This window comes from Candidatus Thermokryptus mobilis (genome assembly GCF_900070205.1).
Classification (GTDB): Bacteria; Bacteroidota; Ignavibacteria; order Kryptoniales; family Kryptoniaceae; genus Kryptonium; species Kryptonium mobile.
Genome location: NZ_FAOO01000008.1, coordinates 1 through 21,428 on the forward strand (window position 1 = coordinate 1; position 21,428 = coordinate 21,428).

The 21,428-nt window shown below is 38.2% G+C and carries 21 protein-coding genes; 13 read left to right on the forward strand and 8 right to left on the reverse strand.

The window, feature by feature from the left end:
* The first annotated feature begins 53 nt into the window (after window positions 1-53).
* The 3 genes from FKZ43_RS06195 to FKZ43_RS06205 all read left to right on the forward strand — a co-directional run bounded on the left by FKZ43_RS06195 (window position 54) and on the right by FKZ43_RS06205 (window position 2,460).
* Window positions 54-737, forward strand: a complete 684-nt coding sequence (locus FKZ43_RS06195) for a queuosine precursor transporter (protein ID WP_140945009.1) — start codon at window positions 54-56, stop codon at window positions 735-737.
* Between the two features lie 74 nt (window positions 738-811).
* On the forward strand, window positions 812-1,459 hold the full coding sequence (gene plsY, locus FKZ43_RS06200; RefSeq protein ID WP_140945010.1) for a glycerol-3-phosphate 1-O-acyltransferase PlsY: 648 nt from the start codon (window positions 812-814) through the stop codon (window positions 1,457-1,459).
* Window positions 1,456-2,460, forward strand: a complete 1,005-nt coding sequence (locus tag FKZ43_RS06205) for an NAD(P)H-dependent glycerol-3-phosphate dehydrogenase (protein WP_140945011.1) — start codon at window positions 1,456-1,458, stop codon at window positions 2,458-2,460. The genes plsY and FKZ43_RS06205 overlap by 4 nt, the downstream gene beginning before the upstream one ends.
* Here FKZ43_RS06205 and FKZ43_RS06210 read toward each other — a convergent pair.
* From FKZ43_RS06210 to pfkA, 8 genes are all read right to left on the reverse strand, one after another.
* On the reverse strand, window positions 2,457-5,831 hold the full coding sequence (locus FKZ43_RS06210) for a lamin tail domain-containing protein (RefSeq protein WP_140945012.1): 3,375 nt from the start codon (window positions 5,829-5,831) through the stop codon (window positions 2,457-2,459). The genes FKZ43_RS06205 and FKZ43_RS06210 overlap by 4 nt on opposite strands.
* Window positions 5,809-6,453: a CPBP family intramembrane glutamic endopeptidase gene (locus tag FKZ43_RS06215; RefSeq protein ID WP_219916509.1), complete on the reverse strand. Its 645-nt coding sequence runs from the start codon at window positions 6,451-6,453 to the stop codon at window positions 5,809-5,811. The genes FKZ43_RS06210 and FKZ43_RS06215 overlap by 23 nt, the downstream gene beginning before the upstream one ends.
* A gap of 161 nt (window positions 6,454-6,614) precedes the next feature.
* The gene (gene purD, locus FKZ43_RS06220; protein WP_140945014.1) at window positions 6,615-7,910 is read right to left on the reverse strand and encodes a phosphoribosylamine--glycine ligase; all 1,296 of its coding nucleotides are present in this window, start codon (window positions 7,908-7,910) and stop codon (window positions 6,615-6,617) included.
* A gap of 20 nt (window positions 7,911-7,930) precedes the next feature.
* Window positions 7,931-9,154, reverse strand: a complete 1,224-nt coding sequence (locus FKZ43_RS06225; RefSeq protein ID WP_140945015.1) for a glycosyltransferase family protein — start codon at window positions 9,152-9,154, stop codon at window positions 7,931-7,933.
* Complete coding sequence (locus tag FKZ43_RS06230; RefSeq protein WP_140945016.1) at window positions 9,151-10,227, reverse strand: M24 family metallopeptidase; 1,077 nt, start codon at window positions 10,225-10,227, stop codon at window positions 9,151-9,153. The genes FKZ43_RS06225 and FKZ43_RS06230 overlap by 4 nt, the downstream gene beginning before the upstream one ends.
* 5 nt (window positions 10,228-10,232) lie before the next feature.
* The gene (gene guaB, locus FKZ43_RS06235; protein WP_140945017.1) at window positions 10,233-11,717 is read right to left on the reverse strand and encodes an IMP dehydrogenase; all 1,485 of its coding nucleotides are present in this window, start codon (window positions 11,715-11,717) and stop codon (window positions 10,233-10,235) included.
* A gap of 113 nt (window positions 11,718-11,830) precedes the next feature.
* Window positions 11,831-13,009 (reverse strand): acyl-CoA dehydrogenase family protein, encoded by a 1,179-nt coding sequence (locus tag FKZ43_RS06240; protein ID WP_140945018.1) that lies wholly within the window; start codon window positions 13,007-13,009, stop codon window positions 11,831-11,833.
* Between the two features lie 72 nt (window positions 13,010-13,081).
* Window positions 13,082-14,047, reverse strand: a complete 966-nt coding sequence (gene pfkA / locus FKZ43_RS06245; protein WP_140945019.1) for a 6-phosphofructokinase — start codon at window positions 14,045-14,047, stop codon at window positions 13,082-13,084.
* A 227-nt stretch (window positions 14,048-14,274) separates the two neighbouring features.
* Between pfkA and FKZ43_RS06250 the strand changes: the two genes are divergently transcribed.
* The 10 genes from FKZ43_RS06250 to FKZ43_RS06295 all read left to right on the forward strand — a co-directional run.
* Window positions 14,275-15,996: a peptidylprolyl isomerase gene (locus tag FKZ43_RS06250; protein WP_140945020.1), complete on the forward strand. Its 1,722-nt coding sequence runs from the start codon at window positions 14,275-14,277 to the stop codon at window positions 15,994-15,996.
* Window positions 15,997-16,066: 70 nt separating this feature from the next.
* Entirely contained in the window at window positions 16,067-16,480 is a 414-nt protein-coding gene (locus tag FKZ43_RS06255; RefSeq protein WP_140945021.1) for an NADH-quinone oxidoreductase subunit A, read from the forward strand.
* Between the two features lie 21 nt (window positions 16,481-16,501).
* Entirely contained in the window at window positions 16,502-17,017 is a 516-nt protein-coding gene (locus FKZ43_RS06260; protein WP_140945022.1) for an NADH-quinone oxidoreductase subunit B, read from the forward strand.
* A 15-nt stretch (window positions 17,018-17,032) separates the two neighbouring features.
* Window positions 17,033-17,518: an NADH-quinone oxidoreductase subunit C gene (locus FKZ43_RS06265; RefSeq protein ID WP_140945023.1), complete on the forward strand. Its 486-nt coding sequence runs from the start codon at window positions 17,033-17,035 to the stop codon at window positions 17,516-17,518.
* A 32-nt stretch (window positions 17,519-17,550) separates the two neighbouring features.
* Window positions 17,551-18,708, forward strand: coding sequence for an NADH-quinone oxidoreductase subunit D (locus FKZ43_RS06270; protein ID WP_140945024.1), 1,158 nt, complete (start codon window positions 17,551-17,553; stop codon window positions 18,706-18,708).
* Between the two features lie 25 nt (window positions 18,709-18,733).
* Entirely contained in the window at window positions 18,734-19,729 is a 996-nt protein-coding gene (gene nuoH, locus FKZ43_RS06275) for an NADH-quinone oxidoreductase subunit NuoH (RefSeq protein WP_140945025.1), read from the forward strand.
* A gap of 13 nt (window positions 19,730-19,742) precedes the next feature.
* On the forward strand, window positions 19,743-20,300 hold the full coding sequence (locus tag FKZ43_RS06280) for a NuoI/complex I 23 kDa subunit family protein (RefSeq protein WP_140945026.1): 558 nt from the start codon (window positions 19,743-19,745) through the stop codon (window positions 20,298-20,300).
* A gap of 23 nt (window positions 20,301-20,323) precedes the next feature.
* Window positions 20,324-20,821 (forward strand): NADH-quinone oxidoreductase subunit J family protein, encoded by a 498-nt coding sequence (locus tag FKZ43_RS06285; protein WP_140945027.1) that lies wholly within the window; start codon window positions 20,324-20,326, stop codon window positions 20,819-20,821.
* 18 nt (window positions 20,822-20,839) lie between these two features.
* Complete coding sequence (gene nuoK, locus FKZ43_RS06290; protein ID WP_140945028.1) at window positions 20,840-21,172, forward strand: NADH-quinone oxidoreductase subunit NuoK; 333 nt, start codon at window positions 20,840-20,842, stop codon at window positions 21,170-21,172.
* A 17-nt stretch (window positions 21,173-21,189) separates the two neighbouring features.
* Window positions 21,190-21,428, forward strand: a 239-nt coding sequence (locus FKZ43_RS06295) for a HEPN domain-containing protein (protein WP_140945117.1), incomplete at its 3' end; no start/stop codon positions are given.

Below are 21,428 nucleotides of genomic sequence, written 5' to 3' on the forward strand. Positions count from 1 at the left end.
TTTCAGGTGAATTTTTTACTTTACTTTTTGTTTTTATCATAAAAAAAAGAGCAATGGAAAGGAGGAGAGCGTATAAGTATTATGACCTTGTAATGGCTTCTTTCGTGACGGTTCTTTTGTGCGCTAATATAATTGGAGCAGAAAAAGTTGTAAATATATACGGTTTCTCTTTTGGTGCAGGTGTTCTTTTCTTTCCGATAAGTTATATCTTTAACGATGTCTTAACCGAGGTTTATGGATATGCTCGTTCAAGAAAAGTTATTTGGGCTGGATTTGGGGCTTTGATATTCGCCTCTTTTATGAGCTGGTTCGTTAGAAAACTTCCGCCAGACCCAAATTGGCCATATCAAAGCGCTTATGATATAGTTTTCGGTCAAACTCCAAGAATTGTCATCGCCTCAATAACTGCATTTTGGGCAGGGGAATTCACAAATTCATTTGTCCTCGCAAAGATGAAACTCTTAACCAGGGGGAGATTCCTATGGACCAGGACGATCGGTTCAACAATAGCTGGCGAAGCGGTTGATTCACTCATATTTTACCCGGTTGCTTTCTATGGATTCTGGACGAATGAACTTTTACTCAAGGTGATGATAGCAAATTATGCGATAAAAGTCGGTTGGGAAGCTGTGATAACGCCGGTGACATATAAATTTGTCAACTTTTTGAAAAGGGCGGAAAATGAGGACTATTACGATTGGGATACCGACTTCAATCCTTTCAAGGTCCAAGTTTAAGGGAAGGGATTGAATTTTGCCTGGATTTTTTTAAATTTCTCAAGGTAAATTTTAAGAATAAATTCGGTTGGAAGATGTTGAACCTGGCTTTAATCATAGGTTTGAGTTATCTTGTCGGCTCAATTCCGACAAGTATAATTGTTGGAAAAGCTGTCAAAGGGATTGACATCAGAAATTATGGAAGTGGGAATCCGGGCGGGACGAATGTGATAAGAGTTGTTGGGCTTGGATGGGGAATTTTTGTGATTTTGTTTGATGCGTTTAAAGGTTTTTTTGCGACGGCATTTATTTCAAAGTGGTTTTACCAAGGAGAAATTGCAACGATTTTAAACTTTACGACAGTTCAAATCATCGCTGGATGCTTTTCTGTGATTGGACATGTTTGGACTGTTTTCGCTGGTTTTAAAGGAGGCAAAGGAGTTAGCACATCTGCTGGAATGTTGCTTGGAATAGCTCCGTTTGACCTTTTGATCGCCCTTCTTGTTTTTATTTTTATTGTCGCATTAACAAGATATGTTTCGCTTGGTTCAATTGTATCTGCGATTTTATTCCCGGGCATAATTTTTTTGACAGAAAAAGTTTTGGGTGTAAAGCATTCTGATTTCATGACACTTTTAATTTTTGGAAGCGCAATTGCGTTTTTGATAGTTTACAGACATAAGAGCAATATCAAGCGTTTGCTTTCGGGGACGGAGAACAAGTTAATTTTTGGAAGAAAATGAAAATTGGCGTCATAGGTTCAGGGAGTTGGGGGACAGCGCTTTCACTCTTGCTTTATGGCAATGGGCATAGTGTTAAGTTATGGTTTAGAAGAAAAAGTTATCTTGATGAAGTTAAGAGAAAGCGAGAGAATTTTCTTTATCTTCCCGATGTCAAAATACCAGAAGAGATTTTCCTGAGTGCGGACATTGGCGAAGTTGTTGATGATTCTGAAATTTTGGTGCTTGCGGTTCCGACGCAACACCTAAGAAATGTTTTGTCCTTGTTTGAATTTTTTGATTGCAAAAACAAAATTTTTGTAAATGTCGCAAAAGGGATTGAGAATAAAACCTTGATGAGGGTTTCGGAGATCGTTAAGGATGTTTTAAAGATGAATGAAAATTATTGTGTTCTTTCTGGACCAAGTCATGCTGAGGAAGTTAGCAGGAAGATGCCAACGGCTGTTGTTGTGGCTTCTTTTGAAAGGGAAATTTCAAATCTCGTTCAAAGTGTCTTTATGAACAAATATTTTCGTGTTTATACAAGCGATGATGTCATCGGTGTTGAACTTGGTGGGGCTTTGAAAAACATAATTGCGATCGCAACCGGTATAGCTGATGGAATTGGCTTCGGGGACAACACAAGAGCTGCTCTTATGACGAGAGGAATTGCTGAGATTGTGCGACTTGGTGTTTCAATGGGAGCAAAATTTGAGACATTTGCCGGTCTTTCAGGAATAGGTGATTTGATTGTCACCTGCACGAGTAAATATAGCAGAAATAGGTATGTCGGGGAACAAATAGGGAAAGGGAAAAAACTTGAAGAAGTTTTAAAAAGTATGGTGATGGTTGCAGAAGGTGTTTGGACCACAATTTCAGCGGTTGAGCTTTCAAAGAAATATAATGTTGAAATGCCGATAACCAGTGCAGTTTACGATGTCCTTTTCAATGGGAAAGATCCTTTTGTTGCAACTTCCGAATTGATGGGAAGAAGCGCTAAACCGGAGGTTTGGGGGATTTCTTAAAGTTTTTTAGCAAGGACGACTGTTAATTTTTGCGTGATCTTCTCCCCACCTTCTGATGTCGCTTCAAATAAAATTATGTAAATCCCAATTCTCAAAATCTTGCCCCCATCATCGCTCCCATCCCAAATTAAATTCCCCTCTCGCGATGAATATTGTGATATTGCAAGTGTTTTAACGAGTCGCCCGTATGAATCAAAAATTTTCACATTGATTAAAGCAGAATTAAACGGTAAAGTGTAAGAGATAACGCAAACATCTTCAAAACCATCTCCATCAGGTGAAAATGGATTCGGTGTAACGGTGATTTTTCCAGTTGAAGGTTTTCCCGCGATTTCAACAAAAGCAGTGTTTTTGCGTCCGGGAGTTCCACCATTAAATGAAGATGAACTTGTCCAGCTTGACCTTTCGGTGGATGGGAGATCGGGATTGACTTTCTCAAGGGACCTCCCTTTTTTGTCAAGAAGTATCGGGCTGTGCCAAGTTGAAGAATATCGCACGCTATCAATTATTTTACCAGTTAAGTCGGTTATCACCACATCGTCAAGGTCGTTATTTAAACCTAAACCCTTGTTCAAAATTATTAGCTTGAAATCAAGCGAATCATCCTTTGTGAAATAATTTAAAATTGTTGAATCGGAGGCAATTAAAAGATATTCCCCTGGCAAAAGCTCAAAGTCAGAGTTTAAAAGTGTGATGAAATTTGCCTTGCCCTCCTGATTTCTCATATCGTTAAATTTCCAAAGCTTTAAATTCACGCTTATGTTGGAGCGATTGTAAAGTTCAATGTATTCGGAATAACCGGGTAGCGGGTCAAACATTATCTCGTTTATAGTGATTGAATTTTGAGCGAAACTGATATTTATTTTCTTGAACAGTGAATTGTTTTTCGGATTCTCATCCTGAGCGGTTTGGACAGTGAAAAGCAAAAAGTTTTCACCGGGTTCAAGGTTTTGAAGTTTAAGATTTATTACGGCAGAATCTTTTTTGTTAAGCGTAGTTGTGAAACTTCTTGATAGGATTAACTCAGCTTCACTCCCGATTGAATCCCTGTTTACATCGTTGAAGACATTGATCGTAAATTCGTTTAATCTGTTTATCCCTACATTTTGAACAACAACACTTGCATAAAACTCAGCCCCAGTATCAACGGAGGGAGGCATTTGTACAGATTTTATCGCTATGTCAAAGTTCTTCCGCTTTGTGAAGTTTTCTCTTCCAGGCGTTGCTTTTATTGAGTCAGGCGGAATTGCCCAATTCGTTGAATCGTTTGAAGGTTCTTCAAGATCAATCCTCTCAATTGAGTATCCAGTTTTTCCCCAGTTTCCCTGATAATAAACGGAATCAATTTTTGACCCTGTTTTATCGTAAATAGCCACGGCATCGCCTGTGTTATTAAGCGTTGGAAGTGAAAGAGAAATCAATTTTGAGCCGATGTTATAGAAATTTAAAATTGAGCTATCAGCAGTCAAGATGAGAAATTCATTTGGGTAAAGGAGAAAATCATTTTTAATGATATTGACTTTTTTAGTTGCGTCTGATATAGACCAATTTTTCAAGTTTATTGTGTCTTGACTTGCATTAAAAATTTCAACCCATTCAGGTTCATCACCTGATGGAGCAAACATTATTTCATTTATCAAAACGATACCCTCATTACCCGAAACATCTATCTGAAAATAAAATTTGTCATTCAAACTATCTTCATCTTCAGGGTGAGAGACAACCGCTATAAATTTATATGTCTTTAATTCCCCAGGTGTGAAAGCAAATGAAATTAAAATTGAATCAGATGGATTTAACAAGTTTGAATTGATTTTTCCCTCAAGTAGCTCATCAAATTGTGGGATTGAATCCGTGTTTTTATCAAGAAAAATTTTTGTCCAAAAATTGGAGAGGGCAATTTTTCCGATATTTTTGACAACGAGATAAATTTCAGATTGTTGCAACTTTAAAAATTTTTCGGGCAAAATCACACCAGAGATTGTAATGTCTTTGTCTTTTTGAGTTAGTGAATTCTTTAAAAGTGGCGTTGCTCTAAATGGACTTCTTGAAGTTCCCCAGTTTTGAATTGAGTTTGATGGTTCATCTGGTGAAATCCTCTCAAGCGAGAAACCATTGCCACCGCCCATAGTTGAGGTGTAGTAGACCGAATCAATCAAATTATTGTATTGATCATAAATTCGCACAGCATCTTCATCGTTATTTAAAATCGGCAATGAAATTAACAATACCTTGCTACGATTCAACCAGGGGTAAACTGAAAAAATCGTATCCTTGCTCGTTAAGATTACATAATCGCCGGGGCTTATCTTGAAGGTTGAGCTTATGCTTTTCAATGTCTGTGAATCGCCTATTTTCCAATTTAACAAATCAACGCTCTCGTTCGTCCTGTTAAAAAGTTCAATCCATTCGGGCTCAGGTGATTTCGGAGCATACATTATTTCGTTGATGACTACCGAATTGAAAGACAACGGTGGGGAAAGGATTTTTATTTGCTTTTTGATTGAGTTGTTGGCTTCATTTTCATCACCTTGAGCTGTCACCTTAAGAAGGGAACCATATGACCCCGAGGGAAGTCCTTGAAGGGTGAATTCAAATGTTAATGAGTCACCCGAGTTCAAAAACTGATAAAATGTTCGTTCAAAGAAATTTTCATCGCTTTGAAAAGTTGAATCACCGTTCAAGTCAATGGAAAAGCTAACTGAAAACTCACCAACAGGGAAAATTCCAATGTTGTAAATCGTTGGTTTCACATTAAAGCTTTGACCCTGAAAAATTTGTTCTGGTGATATCGTGATATTTTTTGCCATTAAATCTATTCCCTTTGCCATTATACTATTCTTTCTTCCAGGGGTACTTCTTTCTGGATCTGCTGATATTCCCCAGGTTGACTTTAAATTTGAATTTCTGTTCGGGTAAATTCGTTCAATTGAATATCCCGTCCTTACCCAATTGCTTTTATAGTAAACGCTGTCAATCACCGTGTTTGATGAGTCAAACAGAACAACGGCGTCGGAATCATTTCTAAACCTTGCCGGTGGGATTTGAGGGACGACGAAAACTTTTGATGGGATTGAACTGTGAAAATAAAAAATTGTATCACTTCTTGTTATAACTGCATAGCTGTCAGGCTGTAAAATGTAGTCCTCTGTTGTGATCGTGTATTTTGTTGCTGTTAATCGGTTTGATATCTTCCAATTTTTTAAATTGACCGGCTCTGATGAGAAATTTAAAATTTCAATCCATTCCGGTTCCCCACCGGATGGAGCATTCATTATCTCGTTTATCACAACTTGCTGTGAAACGAGTTTTGATGCGAAGGACAAAAGTAAAATTGTAAAGAGTATTTTACTTGTTCTTGAGATGTTCATTTTTCAAGATAAAAATTGTTGATGTGATGAGAACGAAGCTTGTTAAGACGCTCGCCTCTGGACCGAAATCGCCACCTGAGATTAAATTTTTTTCTTTAATTTCAACTTCAAGAAGCGGTTTAATTAGTTTCGTCCCGCTAACTGGTAGAGAGAATATATAACCTTGAAAGAAGTTCCACGAGAAATGTAAACTTATCGGCAGCCACAGCGAGCGTGTTTTAATAAATGCGCTTGAGAGCCAAACACCAGCTAGAAAAATGTTTAAAATGGCGATCGCATTTATATTTGGGTTTTGAATGTGAGCGATAGCGAAGATTGAGGAAAAAATTAATGTCGCAACTAAGGGACTTGTCCCATCAATTGCTCTCTGGAAGGGATAACCGCGAAATAAAATTTCCTCAGCAAAAGCAACGATTAGGAAAAGTGAAATCGCCTCAAGAATTTGTGGGAAAATATCACTTGGTGAAAAGTTATATTTGTAATATCCAAGCAAGGCGTTCGGGAAAACAACTATAGCTATCATTACAAAACCAAGGATTAAACCGAAGTAAATTTGAAGTCTCGTCTCAGGCGTAAGTTTTAAACCTATATCGCTGAAATTTTTTTTCTCAAAAAGTTTCATCATTACGAAAGTTGAGAGCAAAACGGCCAAGAGCAATGAAATTTCACCGAGCAGAAATATGGGCAGTTTGACAAATGAGTACAAAGCGACGCTAAACAAGAGAAAAGATGCAATGAAAACGAGGGAAAAAATTAATATCTTCCAAAATGGTTTCAACTTCGTCAAATTGTTTTATTTTTCAAGTAGTTTAATGCTTTTTTACCTATGTCCTTTCTGTAATGCATACCCTCAAATTTTACAAGTTCAACAGCGCCATAGACATTTTTGATCGTGGTTTCAAATTCTTTTCCAATCGCCGTTATCCCAAGGACGCGTCCACCATCAGTTAAAATTTTGTTGTTAACTTTCTTCGTGCCAGCGTGGAAGACGATTATATCACTTAATTTCTTCAACTCGTCAAGACCCTTGATCTCTTTCCCTGTTTCATATTTATCCGGATAACCAGCTGAAGCAAGAATGACACAGACAGCGGTTAAATCCTTGATTGAGTATTTTAAATTTTTGATTCCGCCTTCAATCGCACTTAAAAACATCTCTAAAATATCTGTTTCAATGAGCGGTAGAACGACCTGCGTTTCAGGGTCCCCAAATCTACAATTAAACTCAAGGACCTTCGGACCCTCATCCGTTATCATAAGACCGCAGTATAGACAACCCTTATACTTTCTATTTTCACTTTTAAGACCTTCAATTGTTGGCTTGATTATTTCATTTTTAATCCTTTCAAGCATACTTTGGTCAATTAAAGGTGTTGGGGCGTATGAGCCCATTCCACCGGTGTTTTTACCTTTGTCGTCATCAAAGACCCTTTTGTAATCTTGCGCTGGCGGTAGCGTTATAAAGTCATCTCCGTCTGTTATGGCAAATATAGAAGCTTCCTCTCCTTTGAGGAATTCCTCAATCACAATTTTCTCGCCCGCTGAGCCGAAAATTTTTTGTGAGAAATAGAGTTCAATTGTTTTTACGGCGTCATCGTAACTTTCACATATCGTTACCCCTTTCCCACCAGCTAATCCATCTGCTTTTATAACTATTGGCGGAGTTAAGGAAAATACAAATTTTTTAGCCTCGTTGATTTCATCAGATGTAAATGTATTGTAATTTGCGGTTGGTATATTATATTTTCGCATAAAATTTTTTGCGAAAACCTTACTGCTTTCAATTTCAGCTGATAATTTACTCGGACCGAAGATTTTTAAACCATTTGATTCAAACAAATCAACTATACCAAGTGCAAGGGGCAGCTCGGGTCCAACAACTGTTAAGTCAATTTTGTTCTCAAGCGCGAATTTGAGTAGAGAGCTCAAGTCATCAGCCCTTATCGGGATCGTTTCGGCGATTTCGGATATCCCTGCGTTTCCGGGGGCACAAAAAATTTTCTTTACACTTTTTGTTTGAGATATTTTCCACACAAGTGCATGTTCTCTCCCACCACCCCCAACGACAAGGACATTCATCGTTTTAAAATTCTTTATTTTTAATCGTAGGTGAAATTTTCAAGCTCCCGAACAAGCGAAATGATGATGTTGTTTATGTCGTAATTTTCTTCATTTATAACAAGTGAAATTTTCTTGTGGTTTTTAAAAATGTCAAACGCTTTCTCAAAGGCGCTAACAATTGAATTCGGATCGTTTAGATCAGCGATCAAGCTGTTTTTATAATCGCCGATTATATACCTATGATTGTTTTGTCCATTGATTATAGCTACGTATGGTTTCCTCGCACCGATGTAATCATACGGGATGTTTACGGTATCAAATTCATCAATGTAAATTAAAAAGTTTGATGAGCGAAGTAACTTTATGTATGCCTCTCGTTGTAAGTTGAGAAAAATTTTGACATTTTCTTTCAATTGAAGCTTTAAAATTAAGTTCACCACATCTCGAGTTGGTATGCCTATTAGGTTTAAAATTAGGGATTTTTTGAAGAATTCATCCCTTCGTGAAATTTGATGCAGAGCGATTAAAATTGGCTTTATCTTTTTGACAGTTATTTTTCCCAATGCAAGCGTGAGAACTAAATTTTCGGCTTTAACATCATATTCATTTGAATTAAACTCCGAGAAGTTAACCCCAGTTGGGATTATCTTTACAGAGTTATAGTCAAGGAAGAGATGATTTTGAAGTAGCTTGTCTTTTATTTTTCTGTTGTCAGCAATGATGAGCGAGCCGTTCCTTAAAAGTTTTTTCTCTTTTGATTGATGTTTTTCTAAGTTTGTTGTGAATGAATAGTCAATGATAAGCGGAATTTTGAATTTTTTTGACAAATGTGCGCCAATTTGTATGTTGGAAAGAGGAGGGGCAAATGCGATTATAACATTGAAGTTATCCTCTCTTAAAATTTTCTCACCAAATTTTATCGCTCTTGCTTTCCAAATTTGTTCAGGTTCAGGTAAACCAAAAAATTTTAAAATTAAAGCGCTCGCCCCAGATAAAAATTCTTTATAGGTGTTTGGGAAATTTAAAGTAGATATCTTTGAGAACGGTTTGAAAAGGTTAACCGCATAAACTTTTATTCCGCTTTCCTTGATCTTTTCAGAGAATGTGAAGTCCTTAAGATAAGGGAAAAAGTTATGGTTTAAGGTTAAAATTGATGTAGACCAGTTATAATTCGTTAAACTCCTTGCGAAGTTGAAAACCCTTATACTCTGAGCGTAAACAACGGGGAGAAAGTAATATGTTATCATCAAAACTCTTCTCATAACTCAATCAAATTTTTTGGTAAGGTTGTTAATATTTGTGCGGTTGAATTAATGAGAATATCATCCTCAATCCTTACCCCGCAAAATCCAGGTATGTAAATCCCAGGCTCAATCGTTATGACATTTCCATCTTTTAAAACATAGTCACTTCGTGGTGAAATGCTCGGAATGGTATGAATCTCCGTGCCTATCCCATGACCAAGTGAGTGTTTAAAAAATTTTCCGTATCCCTTCGCTTTTATAAATTTTCTCGCGACGGCATCAAGTTCATTTGCTCTCATACCCGGTCTGACAGCTTCAATTGCTCTCTCTTGCGCCTCAAGGACTATGTTATAAATTTTTTTCGCCTCGCTTGAAATCTTTCCAACCGCTATCGTCCTTGTTATGTCCGAGTGATATCCATTATAAACACATCCAAAGTCAATTACGACAAGTTCGCCCTTCTTTATTTTTTTATTCGTGGCAACACCATGCGGTAGAGCCCCTCTCCAACCACTTGCAACAATTATGTCAAATGCATCCCTTTCGGCTCCATTTCTTCTTTGCAAATACGAGATCTCAGATGCTATTTCAACCTCCGAAATCCCCGGCTTTATCAGGTTTAATACCTCATTGAAGACCTTCTCACTTATCCTTATCGCTTCATTTATGAGTTTAATTTCTTCGTTTGTCTTGATTGCGGATATCTCCTCAATGAAATTATAGGTTGGTATAAGCTTTATCTTTTTGAACTTTGCCCTAATTTTCGCAAGGGTTAAGAATGCCAAGTGTTCAGCTTCAAATCCGATTTTTCTTAATCCCTTTAAAATTTTTTTCCTTTCAATTAATTCAAAGAAGGATTCATTTACAGCGATCAACCTTTTAAAACCCTTGACTTGAATTTTCGCTTGTTCTCGGTATCTGAAATCGGTTATAAAAAATGATTTTTCCCTTGTTATCACGCAAAGTGCCGATGAGCCAGAAAACCCCGTCAGATATCTTATGTTTGGCAGATGATTTATTAAGATGGCATCTATGTCAATTTCCTCAAGTTTTTTCCTGACATTTTCAACTTTAGCTTTCCAATCTCTCATCCCTTTTATAGATTTGATATACTATAATTTGGCGCCTCTTTTGTTATTATCACATCGTGCGGATGGCTCTCCCTTAGTCCAGCGTTTGTCATAAGGATGAATTTTGTTTTCAATTTCATTTCTTCAATGTTTCTTGCTCCACAATATCCCATAGCTGATCTCAAACCACCGACCATTTGATATACGACATCGTGGAGATGACCTTTATATGGAACTCTTCCTTCAATTCCTTCTGGAACAAGTTTTTTTATGTCTTCTTCAACATCTTGGAAATATCTTTCAGCACTTCCTGATTTCATCGCTTCAAGCGAGCCCATACCTCTATAAACTTTATAGCTTCTTCCCTCGTATAGAACTTTTTCACCAGGGCTTTCTTCAGTTCCGGCGAAAAGTGCGCCTATCATTACGGAATCAGCGCCTGCGGCTATTGCTTTGGCTATGTCGCCTGTTTGTTTTATTCCACCGTCGGCTATAATTGGGATTTTATACCTGATTGCTACTTCCGCACAGTTCATTATTGCTGTTATCTGAGGAACGCCAACACCAGTGACAACCCTTGTCGTGCAAATTGAACCCGGACCTATTCCAACTTTAACCGCATCTGCTCCTGCTTTTATGAGATCAAGCGTTGCTTCCCCAGTTGCAACATTCCCAGCTATTACATCAAGATCGGGAAATTTCCTTTTTATCTTTTTCAACATTTCAATCACTCCCTTTGAATGACCGTGAGCCGTGTCAATAACTATCACATCAACATTGACTTTTTTAAGTTCCTCAACCCTTTCAATTGTGTCCGACCTTATTCCAACAGCTGCCCCAACTCTCAATCTCCCGAGTTCATCTTTACAAGCGTTCGGATATTTTTTCTTTTTTTGTACGTCCTTGAATGTTATCAGTCCCTTCAAATAGCCATTTTTATCAACGACCGGTAATTTTTCTATCTTGTATTTTTGCAAAATTTTTTCAGCTTCTTCAAGCGTAGTGCCAACAGGAGCGGTTATCAAGTTTGAATTCGTCATATACCTTGAGATTTCCGCATCGGGGTCAGGTTCAAATCTTAAATCGCGATTTGTAACTATGCCTACAAGCTTACCGTTTGAATCAACTATCGGAATACCAGAGATTCTGTAAGTGCTCATTATCTCAAGTGCATCGCGAACTTTTCTATCTGGTGTCAAAGTTATTGGGTTTAAAATCATACCGCTTTCGGATCGTTTAACCTTGTCAACTTCGCTTGCTTGCCTTTCAATAGACATATTTTTGTGAATTATGCCAATCCCACCTTCCCTTGCAATCGCTATTGCCATCTCTGACTCTGTCACCGTGTCCATTGCTGCGCTGACAAGTGGAATGTTTAACTTGATGTTTCTGGTCAGTTTCGTTGAGATATCAACTTCCCGTGGTAAAACATTTGATTTAGCCGGGACAAGCAGGACATCGTCAAATGTATATGCGATCCCGATGATTTTATTTTTGAAGATTTTAGCCATTGGAAATTCGCTAATTGTTTATATGATTTTTAAAATTTTCAAACGGCGTTTTCAATCTCCTTCTCAATATATACTTCCGCTGGTATTGTAAATGGCATTTTTAAATTATTTGTTTATTTGAAAGCTGAAAAGCCAGTTATATATTCACCGATTATCAAAGTGTGTATGTCGTGTGTTCCTTCGTATGTCTTCACCGACTCAAGATTATTCATATGGCGCATGACTGGATATTCGTTCAATATGCCATTAGCCCCAAGTATATCTCTTGCAAGGCGTGCTATTTCAAGGGCGTGATATACGTTATTTCTTTTTGCGAGTGAGACCTGGACATAGGTTGCTTTCCCTTGATCTTTCAAGCGCCCGAGTTGAATGCAAAGAAGTTGTGCCTTTGTTATTTCTGTCAGCATATAGACAAGCTTCTCTTGGACGAGTTGGAACGAAGCTATCGGTTTATCAAATTGAATTCTTGTTTTTGCGTATTCAAGCGCTGTTTCAAAACAAGCCATAGCAGCTCCAATAGCACCCCAAGCGATTCCATATCTTGCTTGTGTCAAGCACATAAGAGCTGATTTTAAACCGTTGGTCTTTGGAAGCAAATTTTCTTCCGGTATCCAGCAATCTTGAAATATAAGTTCGCTTGTTACAGAAGCCCTGAGGGAATGTTTTCCTTTCATTTCTTGAGTTTCAAATCCTGGTGTTCCCTTTTCAACGAGGAATCCCCTTATTACACCATCAAGTTTAGCCCAAACGACAGCAACATCTGCTATTGATCCATTTGTGATCCACATTTTTGTGCCGTTAAGAACGAAACCACCGTTTTTATATTCTGCCTTGGTGCGCAGTCCCCCGGGATTTGAACCAAAGTCGGGCTCAGTCAGACCAAAACAACCGATTTTTTCACCCTTTGCAAGCTTCGGGAGCCAGTAATTTTTTTGCTCTTCACTTCCGAACTCATAAATGGGATACATAACCAGTGCACTTTGAACGGAGGCAAAACTTCTTATTCCACTGTCCCCACGTTCAAGCTCTTGCATTATCAAACCGTATGCAACATTGTTTAAATTGGCACAGCCATATTTTTCTGGAAGCGTCGCTCCGAAAATTCCCAATTCCGCCATCTCAGGTATAAGGTGCATGGGAAAAGTTCCTTCCATATAATGTTTTTCAATTATCGGTATAACCTTTTCATCAACCCATTCTCTTATTGTGTCCCTGACCATTTTCTCCTCTTCGGTGAGGAGTTCCTCGGTGTTGTAGAAATCAATCCCTTTAAATTTTGTTCCCACTAACATTTTCAAAGTGAAATTTTATTTTTAAAGTTTGATAATAAGTTATCAAAAAATGAAGCCAAACGCAAGGCAGAGTTATATGGAAAGTATTTTCGCTATCTTCAAAAGATAAGGGTCAAGCTCTTTCCTTCTTCTGAATGTTTCCTTAAGCGGGGTTAATTTTATCTCTCCTTTTACTTCGCCTACCATCACATTAAATTTTCCCGAAATAAGTGCTTCAACAGCTGCCACGCCAAGTTTACTTGCAAGTATTCTATCCCTTGCGCTTGGCGAGCCACCACGCTGTATGTGTCCGAGGACAACAACGCGATAATCAAAGCCATAAAGTTCCTTCACTTTTCTTGCGATTTTAAACGCTCCACCCTCCTCATCTCCTTCGGCAACTATGATTATACTGCTTGTTTTGTCCTTTCTGAATCCCTTCAGAACATTTTTTATCTCCTCATAATCTGTCTGTTCTTCTGGGATTGCTATATATTCAGCCCCGCCACCTATTCCGGCTTCAACAGCTATGAATCCCGAAGTTCTTCCCATAACCTCAACATAAAACAATCTATCGTGGGCGTCGGCAGTGTCCCTTATTTTGTCAATTGATTCAAGCGCTGTATTTACAGCCGTATCATAACCAATTGTGTAATCAGTCCCATAAAGGTCATTATCAATCGTAGCAGGGATTCCAACTGATGGTATCCCGTGTTCTTCGTATAGTGCGATGGCACCTCTAAATGTTCCATCACCACCTATGGCAACAAGTGCTTCAATGCCCTGCTCTTTTAGATTTTTCGCTGCTTTTGCTCGTCCTTCTTTTGTCATAAATTCTTCAGACCTTGCTGTTTTGAGAATCGTCCCGCCACGTTGAAGTATATTTGAAACCGATCGTGCCTGAAGAGGGATGAATTCACCGTTTATCATCCCTTGATAACCATGACCGATACCTATGACTTCCAGACCGTAATAAATCCCCGCTCTTACAACAGCTCTTATACAGGCGTTCATCCCCGGAGCATCACCACCGCTTGTAAAAACACCAATTCTTTTCATATCAGTTGGGGTTGCGTTTATTTTTAATTGAGTTAAATTTAAATATCGGGCTTAAAAAATACAAAGGACTTTCGGGGAATTTTTGAAGTTTTAAACCTTTTGATTAATTTTTTCAAAGAAACAAATTGCGCTATGCTAAAGTGAAAAAACTCATCCCGATTCTTTTTGTATTTCACTCGTTGATATCCCAAAATTTTTTTAAACCTGCGCCTTTAAGAGACGACACCTTGGCTAAGGCGGGGAATAAAATCATAACAACACGGGATTTCATCCAAAGATATGAGCTAACGGTTTGGCTGGGGAAGGAGAAAAAAACGCAGGTTGACAAAAACAAGCTTGAATTTTTATACTCAATGATAGCGGAAAAATTACTTGCGCTTGAAGCTTTAGAACTTGGCTTGGATAAAGAGCCGGAGATTGAAAAAGCGATAAAACAGACTGAAAAGCTCCTCATACTTGATGAGCTCTATAAACTTGAGATAAAAAATAAGGTTGAGGTTACAGAAAAAGAGATACTTGAAGCACTGCCTAAATTTAACACGGAAGTTGAAGTTCATTACATAATAGCGAAAAATAAAAGAGAGGCGGATTCTATTTGGAGCTTGCTGAAAAAGGGAATTGAATTTGATAGCTTGATGGTTGAACTTGGTCAAAGTGAGAACAAAGAAAAATTAAGATGGGGTGACATTTATGAGCCGATTGAAAAAGTAATTTATGATTATCTCTCTGTCGGTGAGGTTTATCAGCCAATACTTGTTGACTCACTATGGTATATAATCAAGCTTGCGAATAAATTTTCAAAGTTTGGCTTAAGCCCAGATGAGATTGAGAGCGCTAAAAGTCAGGTTAGGAAGATCATACAGTTAAGGAAAGAGAGGGAGAAGCTTATTGAATTCTCTCAAAAATTCGGTGAGGGGAAGATATTGAAAGTTGATGCTCAACTTTTAAAACTTCTTTTTACCGAGATAAACAAGATAGTTGAAAAGAAAAAACTTATAAGGCGAGCTGAGAATGTCGCAGTTTATCCGATCGCAATTTTAAGAGATGATTTTTTGGAGATAAAGAAAAATCTTGCGGAGCATCTTGATGATCACTTTTTGAAGGCAGATAGCTTCAAAAGGACGCTTGATTATGTGATAGATCAGCTATCGCTTAAAGGTTTTGTCCTGCGCTCGGAAAATCAAAGTGTTGCTGGGACATTAAATTCACTTTTAAAAACGATCATAAATGAGGAATTTCTCGCCTTTGAGGGATATCGCCGTGGACTTGATAAATCGCCCGAGGTTTTAAAAGATATGGAGATGTGGAAGGATGCTTACCTTGCTTATGCTCTGAAAAGAAAGTTACTTGACTCACTTAACTTGGGGAAGAAGATAACCGCTGAGGAACTTTTGAGAGGTTATTTCCCAGCGGATCAGATATGGGAGATAAAAATTCAAGAAATACTTGTTGATGATTTATCTTTTGCTGATTCTCTTTTGAAGTTGATAGAACAGGGTTATGATATGGGTGAGCTTGCAAGAAGATTTTCAAAAAGGGAATGGGCAAGGGAAAATGGAGGTATCATTGGATATGTCCTTTCAAATCAACTTGGTGAAATTGGACAAATCGCTGGAACACTTGAACCAGGGCAAGTTTACGGACCAATTTATACCGATGAAGGTTATTCAATTTTTAAGCTTCTTGACAAACGAAAACCGAAAGATACGCTTTATGTCGCAAATTATGACACTTTCAACATCGCATTGAACAAACTCATTGCTTCGCTTGCCAATAAGTATGGCGTTGAAGTGAAATATGAGATGCTGAAGTTGGTTGAAGTTACATACATAAATACGATTGTCGTTCGTTTTCTTGGTTTTGGCAATAGAATTCTTGCGGTTCCGTTGCTTGAGAGAAATGTAGATTGGTTGAGATTTTTGAAAAACAGGAAATTACCCCTGCCATAAATTTGAATTTATCCTGCGGTTTTAATATATTTGCAAAGAGTTCTTTGACCAAAATAAATGAAAAATATATATGCTAACTGAATTCGCCAAGGTTTTATTATTTTTGTTTATAGGAGTTGTTTTTGTTGCTGGTGGTTTAATCACAAATCGTTTACTTAGACCTCATAGACCCAACACCGAGAAATCCACAATTTATGAATGCGGGGAAGAACCAATTGGAAATCCCTGGATAAAGTTTAACATCAGGTTTTATACGGTGGCTTTGATATTTTTAATTTTTGATGTTGAAGTTGTTTTTCTCTTCCCTTGGGCTGTGATTTACAAGGAGCTTGGTTTATTTGCTTTCGTTGAGATGGTTATTTTCCTTGCTATTTTGATACTTGGTTTTGCATATGCTTGGGCGAAAGGTGACCTTGAGTGGGATAAACCAACGCCAAGGTTCCTTGAAGTTGAGAAGAAGGAATTTGAAAAAGTTGAAGCTTAAAAAATAATTTTGAGGAGAAAAATGGGACTTTTAGATAAAAGGTTTGAAAATGAGAACATAGTTATAACAACGGTTGAAGATGTCTTGAATTGGGCGAGATTGTCGTCTTTGTGGATGATGCAGTTTGGGCTTGCGTGTTGTGCGATTGAGATGATGGCGGCTTCAGCTTCGCATTTTGATATAATGAGGTTTGGGATAATACCAAGGTCATCACCAAGACAGGCGGATTTAATGATAGTCGCTGGGACAGTGACTTTAAAAATGGCTTCAAGGGTGAAAAGGTTGTATGAGCAGATGCCTGACCCGAAGTATGTCATTTCAATGGGCAGTTGCGCAAATTGTGGCGGTCCGTATTGGGAACATGGTTATCATGTTTTGAAGGGGGTGGATAGGGTTATCCCTGTTGATGTTTATGTTCCGGGTTGTCCGCCAAGACCAGAAGCATTGCTTGAGGGTATAATTAAGCTCAGAGAAAAAATAAGGCGAGAGAGCATAGTCAAGAAAAAGCTCCCGCCGGTCTATGTTGAAGAAAAATAAAATTTGGTTTTTGAAATGCAACCAACAGAGATATATGAGCGAATAAAAGAGAAATTTGAAGACGCAATAGTTGAGTTCAAACCCGATGCAATCACTGAACCGTATCTTGAAGTAAAACCGGATAGAATTAAAGATATATGTGAATTTTTGCGCGATGAACCTGAACTTGCGTTTGACTATTTGATGTGCTTAAGCGGAGTTGATTATGCGAATGGGACGCTTGGCGTTGTTTATCATATCTATTCAATGAAACACGCTCACAGGTTTGTTTTAAAAGTTAAAGTTCCAGTTGAAAACCCAGTTGTCAAATCCGTTGAATCGGTTTGGAAGAGCGCAAACTGGCACGAGCGCGAGGCATATGATATGTTTGGAATTATATTTGAAGGTCATCCTGATTTGAGGAGGATTTTGATGCCGTATGATTGGCCAGAGGGAAGTTATCCTTTGAGAAAGGATTTTCAAGTTCCAGAATTTTACAATGGTATGAAAGTTCCATATTGAAATAGATTTTAAAAATTAATTTAGTTTGATTAATGGCTACATATGAAATAACCACCCGTTCAATCAGGGGTGATTTAAAGACGGATACAATGATTTTGAATATGGGGCCTCAACATCCCTCCACTCATGGGGTCTTGCGACTTGAACTTGTTGTTGATGGGGAGATAATCGTTGATGTGATACCGCATATAGGATATCTTCATCGTTGCTTTGAAAAACACGCCGAACAAATGACGAATTATCAACAGGTTATCCCCTATACCGATCGGATGGATTATGTGGCAGCTATGGGAAATGAACTTGCTTATGTTCTTGCGGTTGAAAAATTGATGGGACTTGAGGTTCCAGAAAGAGTTCAATATATACGGGTTATAATGGCTGAGTTACAAAGGATAGCAAGTCACCTCCTTGCGATTGGGACTTATGGACTTGACCTTGGAGCTTTTACGCCGTTTTTGTGGTGTTTCAGAGAAAGGGAAAAGATACTTGATATGTTTGAGATAACCTGCGGAGCAAGGTTACTTTATAACTATATCTGGATCGGTGGCGTCTCACATGATTTACCATCCGAGTTTGGGAAAAAATTAAAGGACTTTTTGAAAACATTTCCGAAGGCGTTGAAAGAGATAAATGATCTTTTGACATTTAATAAAATTTTCATAGATAGGACGGCAAACGTCGGTGTTTTGCCCGCAGATGTTGCCATAAATTACGGCTGTAGTGGTCCAATGCTTCGCGGTTCTGGAGTTAAATTTGATTTGAGGAAAAATGAACCATACCTTGTTTATGATAGATTTGAGTTTGATATACCTGTCGGTGAAGGGAAGATGGGAACTGTTGGTGATTGTTGGGATAGGTATTATGTCAGGGTTAGGGAGATGGAGGAAAGTTTGAAGATAATTGAGCAAGCTTGGGAACAAATCCCAGCTGGGGATGTTCATTCGGCTATCCCGAGAAAAGTTAGACCACCGCAGGGAGAGGTTTATTTCAGAACCGAAAACCCAAGAGGCGAGATCGGCTTTTACATCATAAGCGACGGTCACTCGTCAAGTCCATTCAGAGTTAAAGCCAGGGCTCCAAGCTTTGTTAATTTGTCTGTGTTGCCGGAGATCTCAAAAGGTTATATGATAGCTGACCTTGTTGCAATCCTTGGAAGCGTTGATATAGTTCTCGGTGAGGTTGATCGGTGATTTTAAAAACAAAAATTTCTTGAAGATGCAAGATTTTTTAAATATGCTTATCGCTTCTGTCATCCCGCTTTTGTTTATACTTGTTTATGCTGTTGTAATTTTATGGGTTGAGATAAAAGTCGCCTCGCATGTTCAGGACCGACTCGGTTATATGTATACTGGTGGTTTTCACGGCTGGGCTCAACCGATAGCAGACCTGTTGAAGCTTTTAACGAAAGAGCATATCACGCCTGTTAACTCTGATAAAATTTTGTTTACACTTGCTCCAGTCATTGTGTTTGCAAGCTCGTATGCGGCTTATGCTGCCTTGCCCTTTACTTCAACTTTCATAGCTGCTAATTTAAATGTCGGTGTTTTTTATATCATTGCTATAACTTCGTTTGTGGTCATTGGGATTTTAATGGCTGGGTGGTCATCAAATAATAAGTATTCAATGCTTGGGGCGATGCGCTCAGTTGCTCAAATTGTAAGTTATGAAGTTCCAACAGCGCTTTCAATTTTAACAGTTATTATCGTTGCTGGGACATTGAATTTACAAGAGATTTGCCAAATGCAGAGTGGTGGCTTATTTAACTGGTTCATTTTCAAGTATCCGCCATTTATGTTCATAACCTTCTTAATTTATTTCACTGCTTCGCTTGCTGAGGTTAACAGGACGCCTTTTGATATACCTGAAGCTGAGTCGGAGTTGGTCGCGGGTTATCATACGGAATACACAGGGATGAAATTTGCGATGTTTTATCTTGCTGAATATGCGAATATGTTCCTTGTCTCTGGGATTTCTGCGATACTTTTCTTCGGTGGTTGGAACAGTCCGTTCGGTGATTTTATGTCTGGACCTGCATGGGGCGTTTTCTGGTTTGTATTAAAAGGGTTGTTCTTCGTTTTCCTGCAAATTATGTTAAGATGGACATTGCCGAGATTAAGGGTTGATCAGTTGATGTATGTCTCGTGGAAAGTTCTGACACCAATTTCGTTTGTGAACATATTTATTGTTGGTTTATGGGCACTTTTAAAATAAAAAGGTCTCAAAAATGATTCAATACTTCAAAAATATATTCATTGCCATCAGGACTATACTTGTTGGGCTCAAACTTACATTCAAGCATCTATTCGTTAGAGCTGTGACGATTCAATATCCGGATGTTAAGCTGAAACTTCCAGAAAGAGCAAGAAATCGTCTTTATGTGAATATAGATGATTGCATCGGTTGCAGGCAATGCGAGATGGCTTGCCCAGTTGATTGCATTACGATTGAAACGGTTAAGGCGCTTCCAAATGAAGACCTTGGCGTAACTTCAACAGGGAATAAGAAACGACTTTGGGTTACAAAGTTTGACATTGATATCAGTAAGTGTTGCTATTGCGGACTCTGTGTCTATCCGTGTCCTACGGAGTGTATCTACATGACCGATGTTTATGAGTTCTCGGAGTATAATAGACATAACCTGATTTACCATTTCAGTAATTTCACGCCTGAGGAAGCAGAGCTCAAGAAAAAGCAAGTTGAAGAATTTGAGCTTGAACAGAAGATGAAGAAAGCTCAAAAACCAGCGGAAGTGAGCGTTAATAACCCCGGAGCTAGTTCTTAAAAACAAAAATTTGATCCGTAAAGATGAGTTTATTTGACATTGCCTTTTACATCATTGCTGTTTTGACGATCGTATCTGCAATTGTAGTTGTTAGCGCAAGGAATATAGTTTATTCAGCTTTTGCACTTCTTTTTACTTTCTTTGGGGTTGCGGGTTTATATGTGTTGTTAAACGCTGATTTCATAGCTGTAACGCAGGTTTTGATCTATGTCGGTGGAATTCTCGTTTTGATAATATTCGGTATAATGCTTACAACAAAATTTTTTGATGTCCCAGTTAGAACTGAAACACTTCATGTCGTTCCTGCGATCGTTGTCACGGGTGCAATTATGGGAACACTTGTTGGAGTTATCTTGAAGACAAAATGGTTCAACCTGATGGATGTCCAATGGGAAAATACGACGAAAAGAATCGGTGAAAAATTGATGACCGATTTCCTTCTTCCGTTTGAGGTTGCATCTGTTGTTTTGCTTGTCGCTTTGCTCGGTGCAGTTATAATCGCAAGAAGGGAGAGATTTTAAAATAAAATCAAAAGTCGTATGCAATTTAATCTTTCATTTTTGAAAAATGTAGGGCTTGAACATTTCCTTGTTGTAGGTGCTATACTTTTTTCGCTCGGGATATATGCGGTTGTGACAAGAAAAAATGCTATAATGGTTTTGATGGGGATAGAGTTGATTTTAAACTCAGCAAATATAAATTTCATCGCATTTTCAAAATATTCAGTTGGGAATTTGACAGGTCACCTCGTTGCGATATTTGTAATAATTCTCGCAGCAGCTGAGGCTGCAATTGCAATAGCGATAGTCCTTAACATCTACAAAAACTTTCTCACTGTCAATATAGATGAGGTTGATAATTTAAAAAGGTAAATTTTGGAATAGAAAGAATGGAGAGGGCAATTGATTGGATGAAACAAGCGGAAAGAGACCTTGAGAGGGCAAGGTTGGATGTTGAATTTGGTTTTTATGAATGGGCTTGTTTCACGGCTCAACAATCAGCTGAAAAAGCAGTTAAAGCTGTATTCCAAAAACTTAAGAAATCCTTACGTGGTCATTCATTGCTTAAAATGTTTGAGGAGTTGAGCGTTGAATTGGAAGTCCCGCGGAACTTGTTTGATTATGCTAA